The following is a 14,107-nucleotide window of genomic DNA, read 5'->3' as shown; positions in this document are numbered from 1 at the left end:
CACGAATGTCGGATCAAAAACAGAATTTCATTGGCGGAACATGGGTCGCAGGCAACGCTGCGCCCAATATCAACCCATCCAACACGGCTGATGTCATAGGGCATTATGCCCGCGCCGACAAAGCGCAGGCCGAAGCTGCCATTGCAGCCGCGAAGGCCGCCTTTCCCGCATGGTCGCGCAGCGGCCCGATTCAGCGTCATGCCGTCCTGCGCCGGGCTTCCGACGAAATTCTTGCGCGAAAGGAAGAGCTTGGGCGGCTCTTGTCCCGCGAAGAGGGCAAGACGCTTGCGGAAGGTATTGGTGAGACTGCCCGCGCTGCGCAGATCTTCGACTTTTTCGCCGGCGAGGCCCTGCGCCTGACAGGCGAGACCGGGCCGTCGGTTCGACCGGGCGTCGGGGTCGAAGTCACCCGGGAGGCGGTTGGCGTGGTCGGGATCATCACGCCATGGAATTTTCCCATCGCCATTCCCGCATGGAAGCTGGCGCCCGCCCTTTGCTACGGCAACACAGTCGTGTTCAAACCTGCCGATCTGGTGCCGGGCTGCGCGTGGGAACTGGTCGATATTCTGCGCCGCGCGGGCTTGCCTGACGGTGTGCTGAACCTTGTCATGGGCCGCGGCTCCGTTGTGGGGCAGGCCATCGTGCAAAGCCCGGACGTCGATGCGCTTACCTTCACCGGCTCACAGCCCACTGGTGCGGCACTTGCTGTTGAGTCTGCCAAGCTGATGCGCAAGTCGCAGATGGAGATGGGCGGCCAGAACCCTTTCGTGGTTCTGGCCGACGCCGATCTGGATGTCGCCGTCGAGTGCGTCACCCAGGGTGCATTCTATTCGACGGGCCAGCGCTGCACCGCCTCATCCCGCATCATAGTCGAGCAGGCGATACATGATCGTTTTCTGGCCGCGCTGAGCGAACGGGTCAGCGCGCTCACGGTCGGGGATGCCCTGGCGGATGACACCCAGATCGGCCCGGTCGTCGACGAAAGCCAATTGGCGCAGAACGAGGACTATATCCGGATCGGTCAGCTCGAAGGCGCAACCCTGGTTGTGGGCGGCGAGCGCCTGTCCCGCACCACGGAGGGTTTTTTCCAACGGCCCGCACTCTTTGCCGAATGCACCAACGACATGCAGATCGCCCGGGAAGAGATCTTTGGACCCGTCGCAGCAGTGATCGCGGTCAAGGACTACGACGAAGCGCTGCGTGTCGCCAATGACACCGACTTCGGCCTTTCAGCGGGCATTGCCACCACCAGCCTCAAACACGCCACGCATTTCAAGCGCAACTCCGAGGCGGGCATGGTCATGGTCAATCTTCCCACCGCCGGAGTCGATTTCCACGTGCCCTTCGGCGGCCGCACGGCATCCAGTTTCGGGCCGCGTGAGCAGGGGCGCTATGCCGCCGAGTTCTACACGACCGTCAAGACCTCCTACACGTTGGCCTGAGCCCTCCAGAGGACACATCATGATCTATGAAATGCGCGTCTATTCCTGTGTGCCCGGCGGCATGCCAGCACTGTTGCAACGCTTCGAGGAGACGACCCTGCGGATATGGGAGCGGATCGGACTGCGCCCCGCGGGCTTTTTCACCACCCTGATCGGTCCATCGAACCACGACCTTACCTATTTTCTGGCATGGGAGTCCCTTGAGGAACGCGAACGGCTCTGGAACAGCTTTGCCGCCGATCCCGAATGGCTTGCTGCCCGCGCAGCGCACCAGAAGGAACACGGAGAGGTCGTTGCGAATATCGCCTCGAACTTCCTGTCACCTACTGCATTTTCGACCATGCGCTAGAGGGCAAGATGGAAGAGAATTCAACGTCCGCCCCCGGAGCCGCGCTGTCGGGGATCCGCGTGCTGGACATGACGCGCATCCTCGCAGGACCGTGGGCCACACAAATCCTTGCGGATATGGGCGCGGAAGTGATCAAGGTCGAGCGGCCGGGAGAGGGAGACGATACCCGTTCCTGGGGGCCGCCGAACGTGGTGGACCTGGCAGGCATGGACCGGGGCGCGGCCTATTTCCACGGGGCCAACCGGGGCAAGAAATCAGTCACCGTCGACATGGCACGGCCCGATGGACAGCGCATCCTGAAGGCCTTGGCCGCGCAATCCGACGTGTTCATCGAGAATTTCAAGGTCGGTGGGTTGGCGAAATACGGGCTGGATTATGCCTCGCTGGCGGGGATCAAACCCGATCTGGTCTATTGCTCGATCACCGGGTTTGGCCAGACCGGCCCCTATGCCGAACGCGCGGGGTATGACTTCCTGATCCAGGCCATGGGCGGGCTGATGAGCGTGACCGGCCAACCCGATGGCGTGCCGGGAGCGGAGCCGATGAAGGTTGGCGTGGCGCTGACGGACGTTTTGACCGGGCTCTACGCCGTCATCGGCATACTCTCGGCCTTGCGTCACCGCGATGCGACGGGCCAGGGGCAGCACATAGACATGTCCTTGCTGGACGTGCAGGTGGCGACGCTGGCCAACCAGGCGATGAACTACCTTGCGACCGGTTCTTCTCCGGGGCGGCTTGGCAACGCCCATCCCAGCATCGTGCCTTATCAGGCCTTCGCTGCCAGCGACGGCCATGTGATCCTCGCCGTGGGCAATGACGGACAGTTCGCACGGTTCTGCGAGGTTGCCGGTGTGCCGGCCCTGTCCGCCGATGCGCGCTTTGCCACCAATCCCGCGCGGGTGCGCAACCGCGATGTGCTCATCCCGATCCTGCAAGGCGTGATATCCGGGCGCAGTATTGATGAATGGATATCAGACTTGAACGCGGCAAGCGTGCCCGTTGGTCCGATCAATACCATCGAGCGGGTGTTCGCCGACCCCCATGTCATATCGCGCGGATTGCAGATCCGCCCTGCCACGCCCGAAGGCGATGCATTGGTCGGCGTGGCCTCGCCCCTCAGGCTGTCGCGCACCCCGGCTGTCGCACCGCTTGCTGCCCCCGAACTTGGCGCGGATACCGCGTCGATCCTGTCGCGGTTGCTCGATCCGGCCGCGTTCGACCTGAACGCGCTGATGGCCGACGGCACGATTGGAGGCGATCTTGCCAAACCAGAAGCCGGAGAGACCCGATGACCGAAAAACTGCTCATTGCGCAGGAAGACGGGATTGCCACCCTGACCCTGAACATTCCGGAGTTGCGCAATCCGATCACCGATGCCGACATGGTCGCCGAAATCTGCGCCGCGATGGAGTGGCTCAACACCGATCAGTCGATCCGCTGCGCGATCCTGACCGGGGCGGGCAAGGCCTTCTCCTCGGGCGGCAATCTGAAACACATGCGCGACAAGGAAGGCATCTTTGCAGGTGACGCCATCGCCGTGCGCAATGGCTACCGGGCAGGGATCCAGTGTGTCGCCAAGGCGGTGTGGTCCGTCGAGGTGCCAATGATCGCGGCGGTCAACGGACCCGCCTACGGAGCGGGCTGTGACCTGGCCCTGTTTTGCGACATTCGGATCGCGGCGGAGGAAGCGACATTTGCCGAAAATTTCGTCAATGTGGGTATCGTCTCCGGGGATGGCGGTGCCTGGATCCTGCCCCGGCAAGTGGGTCTGTCCCGCGCATCCGAGATGGCTTTCACAGCCGATCCGATCGACGCCGAAACAGCGCTAGCCTGGGGGTTGGTGTCGCAGGTTGCACCACCGGGCGCGCTTCTTGACACGGCCATGGCCATGGCGCGCCGCATTGCCCGCAACCCTCCAAGGCAGCTCCGGCTCACCAAACGCCTGATGCGTGAGGGCACCACATCGACACTTGATCAACTGCTTGAATTGTCCGCCGCCTATCAGGGAGCGGTGCACCAGACATCAGATCACGCCGAGGCCGTAGCGGCCCTCCTTGAGCGGCGCGAAGGGGTGTTCAACGGCGATTGAAGGCTAATGCTGAGAGCTGGCTCGGTTTGTCTGAACAGATCGGGGCGTTTTGCTAAGTGGATTTCCGCCTCGATTATGCCGCCGCCATCATCGGCGTCAGCGCGTTGAAGTAGGCCTGATCCGGCGTCTGCCGGTCAAGGGATGAATGTGGGCGTCGGCTATTGTAAAAGGTCAGATAGCGGCTGATGCCAGCGCGGGCCTCGGACACGGTCTTGTAAGCGTGGAGGTAGACTTCCTCGTATTTGATCGAACGCCAGAGCCGTTCGACGAATACGTTGTCCCGCCACGCACCCTTGCCGTCCATCGAGATGGCGATCTCAGCTTTCTTCAGCACCGCCGTAAAGTTGATGGAAGTGAACTGCGAACCTTGGTCGGTGTTGAATATTTCTGGCTTGCCATAGCGAGCCAGTGCCTCCTCGACTGCCTGGATGCAGAAGGCTGCCTCCATCGTGATCGACAGCCTCCACGACAGAACCCTCCGGCTGAACCAGTCCACAACGGCACAGAGATAGACAAAACCGCGAGCCATCGGAACGTAGGTTATGTCCATTGCCCACACCTGGTTGGGCCGGGTGACCGAAAGCTTGTGCAGGAGGTAGGGATAGATTTTGTGCCCTGGCGCTGGTTTCGAGGTGCTCGGGCGGCGATAGATCGCTTCGATGCCCATCTTCTTCATCAGCGTGGTGACGTGCAGCCGCCCAGTCTCCAGCCCTTCTCCATTCAAGAGCCCTTGCAACATTCGACTTCCGGCAAAGGGATAGTCGAGATGCAGTTCGTCGATCCGGCGCATCAGAGCCAGATCGCCATCGGATACTGGACGCGGCGAATAGTAGACACTGCTACGGCTGAAGCCGAGAAGCTTCGCCTGGCGCACGACGGATAGCTTATGCTCGCGGTCGATCATTTCTTTCCGCCCAGCAATCCCGCCTTGCCGAGCGCTCCGGCTAAAAAATCATTCTCCAGCGTCAACTCCCCGATCTTGGCGTGCAGTGTTTTGACATCGACGGTTGGCCCCGCCGGTTCCGTCTTCGATTCATCGCCAAAAACGCCCATCGCCCCCTCAAGGAGTTGGTCTTTCCACTGCTTGATCTGGTTGGCGTGCACGTCGAACTGCTGGGACAGTTCCACCAGCGTCTGTTCGCCTCTGATCGCGGCAAGCGCCACTTTCGCCTTGAAAGCCGGGCTGTGGTTCCGGCGCGGTCGTCTAGTCATCGTCTCTCCTGTTTCCGGCATCTAAGCCAAAGACAGGCAGAAATTCCACTTATCCCAGCTGTTCAGATTTCCCGAGCCACCTCTCTGCGTATCGGGACCATCCGACTTGCTGAATCCCCGCACCCGATCCCGTTGGTAATGCCATTGCCCCTCCCCCGTCACGCGGAGCATTCGCTCGGGTTTCGGGGCTCCGGTCGCGGCTGAATGAAAGATCAGTGGCAGGTCAAAAACACCTTAACTCGGTGTCCACGAAACCAGCAGCAGCTCAAAACAGGCGAGCAGGTTCTGACCGGCATCCGTTGAGCAACAAAAAACCCCGCCAGCTATTCTGACGGGGTTGTTATCTGGTTTCGGGAGGTTGATTTGAGTGTTTTTTTGTCCCCCTGCGTCGGGGGTTGCCCTTCTTGCGGGCTGCTGGCCAGGTTAAAATCTGTATTCGTTACCAAAAAAAAAGCCGCCCTTTGTGGGCGGCTTTATTATTTGGTTGCGGGAGCACGCAACCCGCTTAGCCTACTCCTACTAGCAACAGATATCTCGGGATGGCGTTACGGCTCCTAACACATTGAATGTGTTAGGAGAGTTGTTTTCGCCGCCAGACCGGGTCCGGAAAGGACTCGCTATGGCAAAAACACTGATCAATGTTCCATTTTCACTGAGGTTGACGTTCGAGGAACGGGCAAAGTTGGAAGAAGAAGCAGCAGGCATTCCGCTTGGCGCTTACATTCGCAAACAGGTCTTGGGCAAGGATGCCAAGCCGCGCAAGACGAGAGGCAAACATCCCGTCAAAGACCATGTTGCCCTTGGTCGTGTTTTGGGCGCACTGGGGCAGTCTCGGCTATCCAGCAATCTTAACCAGCTTGCACGAGCCGTGAACACAGGCTCGTTGCCCGTCACTCCAGACACGGAACAATCCCTTCTGGAAGCCTGCGAAGCTGTCGAAGAAATCCGCGAAGAACTATTGAAGGCCCTTGGTGTGCGCCCTGGAGGTGCTGAATGATCCTCAAGGGCTCAGTCAGAGGAAGCGCGCGGGAACTCGCATCCCACCTTCTCAACGTCAGCGACAACGAGCATGCTGAAGTTTATGATCTGCGCGGTTTCTCGAGTGATGATCTGACCGATGCGCTCATCGAGGCTGAATGCGTAGCCAAGGGCACCCGCTGCTCAAAGCACCTGTTCTCGCTCAGCATGAACCCACCATCCGATGTATCCGTTTCCATCGAAGAGTTCGAAGAGGCTGTTGAACGCATAGAAGCTGAACTCGCGCTCGAGGATTGTCCAAGAGCAATTGTGTTTCATGAGAAGGATGGCAGACGGCATTGTCATGCTGTCTGGAGCCGCATTGACAGTCAGGAGATGAAGGCTGTCCCCATGCCTTTTTTCAAGAACCGGCTTATGGACGTTTCCAGAGACCTTTATCTGGAGCATGATTGGGACATTCCAACCGGCATTCTCCATCGATCTGCTCGGAACCCGTTGAACTTCAACTTGGCTGAATGGCAGCAAGCCCAACGGACAAAACAAGACCCCAGATTGCGCAAGGCTTTTCTTCGGGAGTGTTGGCAGGGCTCAGATTCCAAGGATGCCTTCGAGAGCGCTTTGCAAAGCTATGGCTATCTTCTGGCCAAAGGTGATCGTCGGGGGTTTGTCGTCGTCGATATTCAAGGCGAAGTCTTTTCCCTTTCCAGAGACACCGGCGTAAAAACAAAGGAACTCAGCGGTAAGCTGGGCAATCCCTCCACACTACCAACCGTCAATGAGACCAAAGCCCTGTTGAATGCCCGTTGGACGGAAAAGCTGCAAAACCTGTCCGAGGATCTGAAAGCTAAACAAGACCGGCAAAGAAAACCGATCAAAGACAAGCTTCACCAGGTCAAAAAGCGCCAACAGCAAGAACGACAGGACCTGCAAGACGCACAGCAAAGCCGCAGGGATGAGGAGAACAAGCGGCGGACGGAACGGTTGCCAAATGGCCTTGGCGGTATCTGGAGCCGTCTAACTGGTAAATACGGCAAGATCCGGCGACAGAACGAATATGAGGCCTGGGAAGCGCTCAAACGGGATGAAGCGGAAAGAGACGGTCAGATCACCAAACACCTTGAAGAACGACAGGCGTTACAAAGGTCGGCCCGCAAACTAAAGCAGCACCATCAGTTGGAACGCGCTGAACTCCAGCGAGAGATAGCTGCAAGAATGGACCCCAGCAAAAAACGGCAGCAGAGCCTGAGCAAGGAATTCAATACGCCGACCCCGCAGAAACTGCGGCGCGCTCGGGGGCTCTACCGAGGTGACGATGACCTGGAACTTGAGCCATGACTCTTGGCTCAATGCTCTCTTTTTGCAATCATTCCTGCCAATATGGTAGAATGGAAGCATTGACTAGATAATTGTATTTTATTGAGAATTCAGAATAAGGGCATGCATACGAAGGAATTCAATTATATCGCGCAGGCGCAAAGGGAGCGGGCCAAGGCCCAGGATCTTGAAGACTACAACAACGAGCTTCAGGGTAACGAAGTTGGACGTCAACATCGATTCCTAAGCGCTGAGGCCTTCGACGAGATTCATTCTGCCAGAACCGGCAAGAAGAACTCAAATGGCAAACTCTCAACGCTGGAATTCCTGCTTCTCAACGATCTGGCCTATGCCCAGCTTCACCAGCAAGTGGCTGAGAACAACCGCTCGGCTCAAGCGCGATTGACAGATTTACAGGATCGCATCGAACGAGCCGCCACCAAATTTGGAAGCCAGATCGAAGCAACACTCGATCAGGCGGTAACGCTGCCCGATGGCCGCAAGGCATTCATGCGTGACGACGGCGCAGTACTTACAGCCGATGGCGAGTTAGTCGACCCGATTATTGTGCAGGGCCTTAATTGGGACGGTCGTCCGACCTACGAGACTTACCTCGAACGGATAGAAGGGCGCTCAAAGCTTGAAGAACTCAAGACGGAAGGCGATAAACAGAGTCTTCGCCTTGGGGAGATTATGGATGCTCTCGAGGACGAGGATAGCCCGCCGACGGCAAGTGAATTGCAGTCGTTAAGCGACGAACAAGACAAGATCTCAGAAGCCATTGATGCGCTTGATAGTGAGGTTTCGGCCATAGAACGCAGCTTCGATAGTCAACCATCGGCCCCTCGATCTGAGACTGGCTCGTCGGTCGCGCCCACCGCAAATCCCACCGATCTGACTTTCTAGTTCTGCCCATATTGGAACGACCCGCATTCCTTTTCCGCGATGGCCAGTATGATGGCGACCGGGTGGTGGTCGGTATTCTTTTTCATGACATCATAGATGTAGTCGTTGGCGCCATCTTTGTTACGATCATACCAGTCGCCAATGCAGGTTGACTGGGTTGGGTCATTCCGGCTGGCAATCGTGCTTACTGTGATTAGGGATATTTGAATGTAGGAAGATCGTTCTTCTTCTTTCCATTCCAGAAAGTCCTTTGACGTAAATCGCTCTTCTGCATACCCGGGCATGCAGAATCCCATCAAAAACACGATAAAGCTTGCAAGAAATTCGCGATTTACAGCAAACATAAGGGAAGGCTTTTGTTATACTTATATTGAATTAGAATTATGGAATTAATGCAGCAAGAAAGACCGCGTTTATGCGGTTTTGATTTTCACCCACCACACAAAACACCCCTTCCTGCCAACCACACAAAAGGGTTCCCTTTTGTCCATGACAGGAGGCCGATATGAACACCAGTTGGCCACACTTAGAATGCACCGGTCGCAAGATCGGTTATGCCCGCGTTTCCACGTTCGATCAAAAGCTTCGGATACAGCTGGACGCCCTGACGTCTCTTCCCTGTGACAAGATCTTTACAGACCACGGCGTCTCCGGTGCGAAGTCAGCACGCCCCGGATTGGACGACCTTTTGAAGGAACTGAGATCCGGCGACACGGTCGTTGTCCTGAAGCTCGACCGTTTGGGACGCTCCGTGCTGCACCTGTCGGATCTCCTTGTCCGCTTTCGACGAGATGGCATTCATTTCTGCTCAATCGCAGAAGCCGTCAACACCAGTACACCCGGAGGCAAGCTGGTCTATCACCTGTTTTCCGCGTTTGCTGAGTTCCAACGGGATATCATCATCGAAAACACGTTGGCCGGCATGGAAGCAGCAAGACGGAGAGGCAAGTCCATTGGCCGCCCCTATAGCCTTCGACCGCAGCAAATCGCTTCGGCGCATGCAGCAATTCATCAGATGGGAGAACCAAGGGAGAAGATTGCTGCGCAATATGGGGTCAATCCGGTGACGCTGGATCGCGCATTCAAGCGAATGGAGTTGGCCACATGAACAAGACAATCATAACCGATGAAGAACTTGATCAGCTGATCGACACCATGACCAGTTTGATAGAATTGGAATGTGCTGTGCGATGCTCTCGAGAGCGCCTGGAACAAGTAACCGATGCCCTATTCCGGCAGCAAAACCTTCTGGACCTCAAAAACAAGGTTGATTGAACCGTTCGGTTTCAGGGTCAAAATAGAAGGAAGCGCCTGTGGCGCTCCCTATCGGTATCAACTTTTCGGGTCATCCAGTGGTTGGCGCATGACAATGCGGCCATTGATGGGGACGACTTCGAGCTGGAGGGTGAAGCCTTTGTCATCCTTGTGCTTCCAGGCAGCTCCCACCTTGTTCCAGTATGACTTTTCGCCTTTGTCGATCACGTGCCAGGCAAGAAAGTCCGGTGCGTTGGTTGCTTGAGTGGGTTGGTTTTCGTTTGTGTGTGCCATGATTTTCTCCTTTGGTTCGGTTTGGCTTGTCTACGCCTTCCCGAAAGATCGGGCGGGGAAGGGCTGCGGTCATGTCCAACACGGGTGAGTTTTTTGACGAACCGGCGCGGGCAGGCACTTGACGGCAGCCCACGTTCGGTCAGGAAGACAGCGTTAAAGACGAGCTCCACCGATCCAACAGAAGATCTCTGGCGCTTCGAATGCGTTTCACCAACGCCAATCCAAATTTCAACGCACCGTTTCTGCTGCCCCTGCGATCGCGCGGGTCTATGGCTTTTTTCGGTTCTGACATGGTCTGCCCGGCTGGATGACAAGGACGGCTTAGGCCTTCCTGCTCCACTTCTGATGTTGCGCCCCTCATGGGTGTTATCGCCGAACAGCCGCATGCCTCTCCGATCAGCGAGACGACCCGCATTAGCTGGGTCCAAAGCGAAACGGAGGCTCATATGAATGGATGGATAGGACGAGATGAACTTGGAAGGCTTAGTGACCAGGCCCTTTATGGATTGCAAAAATTACTCTTCCGCGCCCTGACCTGCCCGCAGATTGATCCGGCGGATTTACCTGCGATACGCGCTACTTTGGCCGCTATCGAGGCCGAGTTGGATAGGCGTAATTTCCTCCCGGCCTTTGTGCCTTAGCCGTAGCCCCGGAGTAAAAAACCGCTCAATCGGGCTCAGCAAGAATGGCATCATCAATCTGGCGAAGCCGCCGACGAATTGCCTGGGTTTCAGATGCTATGATCTTCTGCGCCTCTTTGTGGGCATCACTTGCGGCATCGGCTTTTTGGGGGAGTTCGTCACAACCTGACACTTCAAGATTTTGAAGCTTTTCTTCGATCTCTGACGTCACGAATGGGTCGCCGGAGTTCCTCGCATAAGCACTGATATCATCGAAGCAATTCTCTAGCCCCCTCATCGCCTCGATCACCTTTTGACGTGCTTCTTCGATTTTATGCGTATCACGCATTCTGTTTTGCTGTTTTTCGAGCTCTGCAGCTATGGAACTACATTGATGCATTTTATTATGCGCCCAATGTACATTTAAGGTTTCCGGATCGTATTCCACTTCATCTAAGCCAACATAATCATAGATAGTTCTCCAGATCTCCTGCATGAGAGGGTCGATTTCGGATTCCATTTCCCTCCCATTTTTTTCCATTGCTTTGAGTCTATCTACAATGGCGGATCGGGCGGCGATATCTTGCTGCAATCTCATTTTTTGAAGCTGCTGCCACGCGGGGCGAGCGGCTATATAAGCAGCCAGAATTGCCAAGCCCGCCCCTAAAAGCGTTTGGTATTCACTGAAGGTTCTAACGAAAATACATGCGTGGGTTTCGCAAGATGCGGACGGGTCTTGCGGTACTATCATCGCGTTCGCTGTTGCCAACAGAATGAACGCCATGACGCAAATCGTACCAAATACCGGAAGTTTCAAATCAGCTCGCCCCCACATCAACCCTTAGTAGCGTTTGAGGGCAATAGAACCAAGCCCAAAAACTATCGACAATGGCGATAGTTAGCCAATTATGGCCGATATACTGACCATTATTGGCTTAAAACTAGGGGCTTTGCCCCCGCTGCATGCAAGAGGAACCGTGGCTCGGGCAAGCCCTGCGCACGCACCCATCCCCTTGCATTTGCACCCCCACATTCGCCATGGGGCAGAAAGGCAAGAGACTTGCCCCTCAAACCAATCAAAACGGTTCGAGCTGAGACGGTATCGAATTCAGCTTCTGCAGATCGATGAAATCATTCAGCAGATGGGGGAATTTCAGGCTCATGGCGACATGTACATCATCACAGATATTTGGGCTGACTTCGGGTTGGTGGTTTTTCCTGTAGGCCGATAGATTCCTTACGGCTTGTCGGTAACCGCTGATATCCCTGCGCAGCTCGTCCATGATTTCAGCGCGGATCTTTGAAAGCGTTGCCGTGCGTTTGGGCTCGGGTAATCTATGCGCAGCGTCGATTTCTTCTGCCCTGTATCCGCGCTTTTCAAATCGCTCGGCATAGGCGCAGATTTGCTTCAAGGTCGGTCGTTTGCCGCCGAGCAGATAATACCAAGGGCGTCCCGCGCAATATCCGCCGCATTCCAATTCAGTTTCCAAGGTTTCGGTCGGTGTCATGATCCCCTCCTTCTACGCGCAGCGATAGATAAGGGTTTCACCAGCGATGACCGTCTCGGCGTAGTCCGCCGACAGGTCACGGGCGATAGCATCATAATCAAGGTAGTATTGCAGGCGCTCGGGGATCTCACCGAACAGGCCTGCTTCGACAAACTGCTCAGCCAGCTCCCGCATGTTGGACAGATAGTAGATTTCCAGATCCACGCCGCCGATATAGCCAAGAACACGCTCGATGTCTTGGCCGCATTCCCCCACGGCCAAGATCACCGTTTTCTTTTCGTCTTCGTCCAGTTCATCAACGGCGCTGAAATAGCTTTTTAGATTGGCATGATTAATCCCGTAGGCTTTGGCGAGTTCGCAATCGATGTCATCGCCATCGATAAACTGGATCTCGAATTCTTCCACGCGCTGCCCGTGGCTGTTTACGGCCTTGGCTGCCTTGGTTTGGTAGTCTTCAAAGTCTGAAAAATAGAAGCCTCGCGCTGAGATGTCGTAAGGCTGAGCAAAGAGATAAGTCATAGATAAATCCTCCAAATCAAAAGTGGGTTGTTCATACAACCCTGCTTCCGGCCGAGGATGGAGATGGGAGGGGACAAGGAAAATCGATGCTGGGTGGTGCGGGCGCAGGCAAAGCCGAGCCACGGCCAGTGTCTATTTTCCTTGCGGGGAGAAAGAGGCAAGGCCTCTTGGCTTTTCCGACTAAGAGCAAGCGCTGCAAAGCAGTTCAATGCTCATGCGTCAGGGATGGAAGCCGACCGGCCGAGACGACAGGCTCGGTTCACGACAGCCCGCCTGGACGCCCCTCCTTTATAGCGGTCACAGAACCGGCCACTAAAGCGGACAAAATGGCGGTCTAAATTTCGTGACAAATCATATAAACATATGTATTATATAATGAAAATAAGAAACAAAAACAGCCATCAAAGCGGCCAAAATTGAGGAAATAATGACTATAAGGGATGAAGGGGAGTCGATAGGATTATTCGAGCCTTTGATGGTGAGCGAGGGATCGGGTGACAGATCAAAGCTCAATGATCTGGCTCTCGAATTGGCTGAGCGCACTGCCGCCTTTCGCAGTAGCCTTCCTGCTTCCACGGCTTCTGCCCTGGCTGATCTGATCCGCTCGATGAATTGCTACTACAGCAATCTGATTGAGGGGCATAACACGCATCCTGTCGATATCGAGCGTGCACTCAAGGATGACTACAGCGCTGATCCCAAAAAACGGGATTTGCAGCTTGAAGCCAAGGCCCATATCGAGGTTCAGAAATGGGTTGATAATAACGGCCTTGAGGATGCGCCAACAGCGCCGGCAAGCCTTCTGGAAATCCATCGCCGCTTTTGCGCGCTTTTGCCCGAAGATCTGCTCTTCGTCGAGAACCCAGACACGGGCGAGCGTTTGCGCGTTGTACCGGGAGAGCTGCGGGAAAGCGACGTACGGGTTGGACGGCATTTTGCGATCAGCCCGGGCTCTGTGCCGCGTTTTTTAGATCGTCTGCATAATGCTTATCGCAGATCGGGCAAGATCGACTCCATATTGGCGTCAGCCTGTGCGCATCACCGCATGCTTTGGGTGCACCCTTTCCTTGATGGCAATGGCCGCGTTGCGCGATTGATGTCCTATGCTATGCTGCGCCAGACGCTCAACACGGGCGGATTATGGTCGATTGCGCGGGGGCTGGCACGCAATGAAGCGGCCTATAAAACGCACTTACAGGCCTGTGATGAGCCGCGCCGTGGTGATCGCGATGGACGCGGTAGTTTGAGTGAAAGCGCCCTTTCCAACTTCACGGAATTCTTTCTCACGATCTGCATTGATCAAATCGACTTCATGGAAGGGCTGATGAAGCCGGATCGGCTACGTGACCGGATCATGATCTGGGCAGAGGAAGAAATGCGAGCAGGCGCTCTGCCTGCAAAATCCGACCTGGTGCTCAAAGCCATACTCTTTCAGGGCGAGCTTAGCCGCAGCGAGGTGGCTGAGATGTTGGGAGCCAGTGATCGCACGGCGCGCCGCATTACATCGGCCTTGATCGAGTCCGGCGCTCTAAAATCAGAAAGCAGCCGCGCCCCACTCCTCCTCGCCTTCCCCGCCAAGCTAATAGGACGCTGGATGCCGGGACTGTTTCCGGAGGAATAAG

At 56.0% G+C, this 14,107-nt stretch carries 16 protein-coding genes; 10 read left to right on the top strand and 6 right to left on the bottom strand.

Annotated elements, in window-relative coordinates:
- Positions 1–5 precede the first annotated feature (5 nt).
- From AC0VX3_RS05030 to AC0VX3_RS05015, 4 genes are read left to right on the top strand one after another with little or no spacing between them, the layout of a single operon-like run.
- On the top strand, positions 6–1,442 hold the full coding sequence (locus tag AC0VX3_RS05030; protein ID WP_475523798.1) for an aldehyde dehydrogenase family protein: 1,437 nt from the start codon (positions 6–8) through the stop codon (positions 1,440–1,442).
- Between the two features lie 19 nt (positions 1,443–1,461).
- Positions 1,462–1,791, top strand: coding sequence for an NIPSNAP family protein (locus AC0VX3_RS05025; RefSeq protein ID WP_475523797.1), 330 nt, complete (start codon positions 1,462–1,464; stop codon positions 1,789–1,791).
- 8 nt (positions 1,792–1,799) lie between these two features.
- Positions 1,800–3,083: a CaiB/BaiF CoA transferase family protein gene (locus AC0VX3_RS05020; protein WP_475523796.1), complete on the top strand. Its 1,284-nt coding sequence runs from the start codon at positions 1,800–1,802 to the stop codon at positions 3,081–3,083.
- Complete coding sequence (locus tag AC0VX3_RS05015) at positions 3,080–3,880, top strand: crotonase/enoyl-CoA hydratase family protein (protein ID WP_475523795.1); 801 nt, start codon at positions 3,080–3,082, stop codon at positions 3,878–3,880. Before AC0VX3_RS05020 ends, AC0VX3_RS05015 begins: the two co-directional genes overlap by 4 nt.
- Positions 3,881–3,953: 73 nt before the next feature.
- On the opposite strand, the gene AC0VX3_RS05010 is transcribed toward AC0VX3_RS05015, so the two are convergent.
- A protein-coding gene (locus AC0VX3_RS05010) for an IS3 family transposase (protein ID WP_475522824.1) occupies positions 3,954–5,092 on the bottom strand; the annotation gives its coding sequence in 2 pieces (ribosomal slippage) (positions 3,954–4,825 and positions 4,825–5,092; 1,140 coding nt in all).
- Positions 5,093–5,711: 619 nt separating this feature from the next.
- Between AC0VX3_RS05010 and AC0VX3_RS05005 the strand changes: the two genes are divergently transcribed.
- From AC0VX3_RS05005 to AC0VX3_RS04995, 3 genes are all read left to right on the top strand, one after another.
- Positions 5,712–6,089 (top strand): hypothetical protein, encoded by a 378-nt coding sequence (locus tag AC0VX3_RS05005; protein WP_475523794.1) that lies wholly within the window; start codon positions 5,712–5,714, stop codon positions 6,087–6,089.
- Positions 6,086–7,405 carry a relaxase/mobilization nuclease domain-containing protein gene (locus AC0VX3_RS05000; RefSeq protein ID WP_475523793.1) on the top strand — a complete coding sequence of 440 codons (1,320 nt, stop codon included), beginning with the start codon at positions 6,086–6,088 and terminating at the stop codon, positions 7,403–7,405. Before AC0VX3_RS05005 ends, AC0VX3_RS05000 begins: the two co-directional genes overlap by 4 nt.
- Positions 7,406–7,507: 102 nt before the next feature.
- The gene (locus AC0VX3_RS04995; protein ID WP_475523792.1) at positions 7,508–8,290 is read left to right on the top strand and encodes a hypothetical protein; all 783 of its coding nucleotides are present in this window, start codon (positions 7,508–7,510) and stop codon (positions 8,288–8,290) included.
- On the opposite strand, the gene AC0VX3_RS04990 is transcribed toward AC0VX3_RS04995, so the two are convergent.
- On the bottom strand, positions 8,287–8,634 hold the full coding sequence (locus AC0VX3_RS04990; RefSeq protein WP_475523791.1) for a hypothetical protein: 348 nt from the start codon (positions 8,632–8,634) through the stop codon (positions 8,287–8,289). The two genes, AC0VX3_RS04995 and AC0VX3_RS04990, sit on opposite strands and share 4 nt — an antisense overlap.
- A gap of 161 nt (positions 8,635–8,795) precedes the next feature.
- On the opposite strand from AC0VX3_RS04990, the gene AC0VX3_RS04985 reads away from it, so the two are divergent.
- Both AC0VX3_RS04985 and AC0VX3_RS04980 read left to right on the top strand, forming a co-directional pair.
- The gene (locus AC0VX3_RS04985) at positions 8,796–9,398 is read left to right on the top strand and encodes a recombinase family protein (protein WP_475523790.1); all 603 of its coding nucleotides are present in this window, start codon (positions 8,796–8,798) and stop codon (positions 9,396–9,398) included.
- Positions 9,395–9,565: a hypothetical protein gene (locus tag AC0VX3_RS04980; RefSeq protein ID WP_475523789.1), complete on the top strand. Its 171-nt coding sequence runs from the start codon at positions 9,395–9,397 to the stop codon at positions 9,563–9,565. Before AC0VX3_RS04985 ends, AC0VX3_RS04980 begins: the two co-directional genes overlap by 4 nt.
- Positions 9,566–9,622: 57 nt before the next feature.
- Here the strand turns inward: AC0VX3_RS04980 and AC0VX3_RS04975 are convergent, their stop codons facing one another.
- The 4 genes from AC0VX3_RS04975 to AC0VX3_RS04960 all read right to left on the bottom strand — a co-directional run bounded on the left by AC0VX3_RS04975 (position 9,623) and on the right by AC0VX3_RS04960 (position 12,485).
- On the bottom strand, positions 9,623–9,838 hold the full coding sequence (locus AC0VX3_RS04975) for a hypothetical protein (RefSeq protein WP_475523788.1): 216 nt from the start codon (positions 9,836–9,838) through the stop codon (positions 9,623–9,625).
- 666 nt (positions 9,839–10,504) lie between these two features.
- A complete protein-coding gene (locus AC0VX3_RS04970) occupies positions 10,505–11,242 on the bottom strand; it encodes a hypothetical protein (RefSeq protein WP_475523787.1) in 738 nt (245 codons plus the stop codon).
- Positions 11,243–11,534: 292 nt separating this feature from the next.
- On the bottom strand, positions 11,535–11,966 hold the full coding sequence (locus AC0VX3_RS04965; RefSeq protein WP_475523786.1) for a hypothetical protein: 432 nt from the start codon (positions 11,964–11,966) through the stop codon (positions 11,535–11,537).
- 12 nt (positions 11,967–11,978) lie between these two features.
- Positions 11,979–12,485: an antirestriction protein ArdA gene (locus tag AC0VX3_RS04960; RefSeq protein ID WP_475523785.1), complete on the bottom strand. Its 507-nt coding sequence runs from the start codon at positions 12,483–12,485 to the stop codon at positions 11,979–11,981.
- Positions 12,486–12,960: 475 nt separating this feature from the next.
- On the opposite strand from AC0VX3_RS04960, the gene AC0VX3_RS04955 reads away from it, so the two are divergent.
- Positions 12,961–14,106, top strand: a complete 1,146-nt coding sequence (locus AC0VX3_RS04955; protein WP_475523784.1) for a Fic family protein — start codon at positions 12,961–12,963, stop codon at positions 14,104–14,106.
- The last annotated feature ends 1 nt before the right edge of the window (position 14,107 follow it).

Source organism: Roseibium sp. QJM3NY_11, from assembly GCF_056173175.1.
Note: the sequence above shows the minus strand (reverse complement) of the source record. Positions and strands in the feature narration are given on the sequence as shown.

What these genes read in the sequence shown, in the direction of transcription:
- AC0VX3_RS05030 (WP_475523798.1), top strand. Translation starts at nt 6, where the DNA reads ATGTCGGATCAAAAACAGAATTTCATTGGCGGAACATGGGTCGCAGGC.
- AC0VX3_RS05025 (WP_475523797.1), top strand. Translation starts at nt 1,462, where the DNA reads ATGATCTATGAAATGCGCGTCTATTCCTGTGTGCCCGGCGGCATGCCA.
- AC0VX3_RS05020 (WP_475523796.1), top strand. Translation starts at nt 1,800, where the DNA reads ATGGAAGAGAATTCAACGTCCGCCCCCGGAGCCGCGCTGTCGGGGATC.
- AC0VX3_RS05015 (WP_475523795.1), top strand. Translation starts at nt 3,080, where the DNA reads ATGACCGAAAAACTGCTCATTGCGCAGGAAGACGGGATTGCCACCCTG.
- AC0VX3_RS05005 (WP_475523794.1), top strand. Translation starts at nt 5,712, where the DNA reads ATGGCAAAAACACTGATCAATGTTCCATTTTCACTGAGGTTGACGTTC.
- AC0VX3_RS05000 (WP_475523793.1), top strand. Translation starts at nt 6,086, where the DNA reads ATGATCCTCAAGGGCTCAGTCAGAGGAAGCGCGCGGGAACTCGCATCC.
- AC0VX3_RS04995 (WP_475523792.1), top strand. Translation starts at nt 7,508, where the DNA reads ATGCATACGAAGGAATTCAATTATATCGCGCAGGCGCAAAGGGAGCGG.
- AC0VX3_RS04990 (WP_475523791.1), bottom strand. Translation starts at nt 8,634, where the DNA reads ATGTTTGCTGTAAATCGCGAATTTCTTGCAAGCTTTATCGTGTTTTTG.
- AC0VX3_RS04985 (WP_475523790.1), top strand. Translation starts at nt 8,796, where the DNA reads ATGAACACCAGTTGGCCACACTTAGAATGCACCGGTCGCAAGATCGGT.
- AC0VX3_RS04980 (WP_475523789.1), top strand. Translation starts at nt 9,395, where the DNA reads ATGAACAAGACAATCATAACCGATGAAGAACTTGATCAGCTGATCGAC.
- AC0VX3_RS04975 (WP_475523788.1), bottom strand. Translation starts at nt 9,838, where the DNA reads ATGGCACACACAAACGAAAACCAACCCACTCAAGCAACCAACGCACCG.
- AC0VX3_RS04970 (WP_475523787.1), bottom strand. Translation starts at nt 11,242, where the DNA reads ATGGCGTTCATTCTGTTGGCAACAGCGAACGCGATGATAGTACCGCAA.
- AC0VX3_RS04965 (WP_475523786.1), bottom strand. Translation starts at nt 11,966, where the DNA reads ATGACACCGACCGAAACCTTGGAAACTGAATTGGAATGCGGCGGATAT.
- AC0VX3_RS04960 (WP_475523785.1), bottom strand. Translation starts at nt 12,485, where the DNA reads ATGACTTATCTCTTTGCTCAGCCTTACGACATCTCAGCGCGAGGCTTC.
- AC0VX3_RS04955 (WP_475523784.1), top strand. Translation starts at nt 12,961, where the DNA reads ATGGTGAGCGAGGGATCGGGTGACAGATCAAAGCTCAATGATCTGGCT.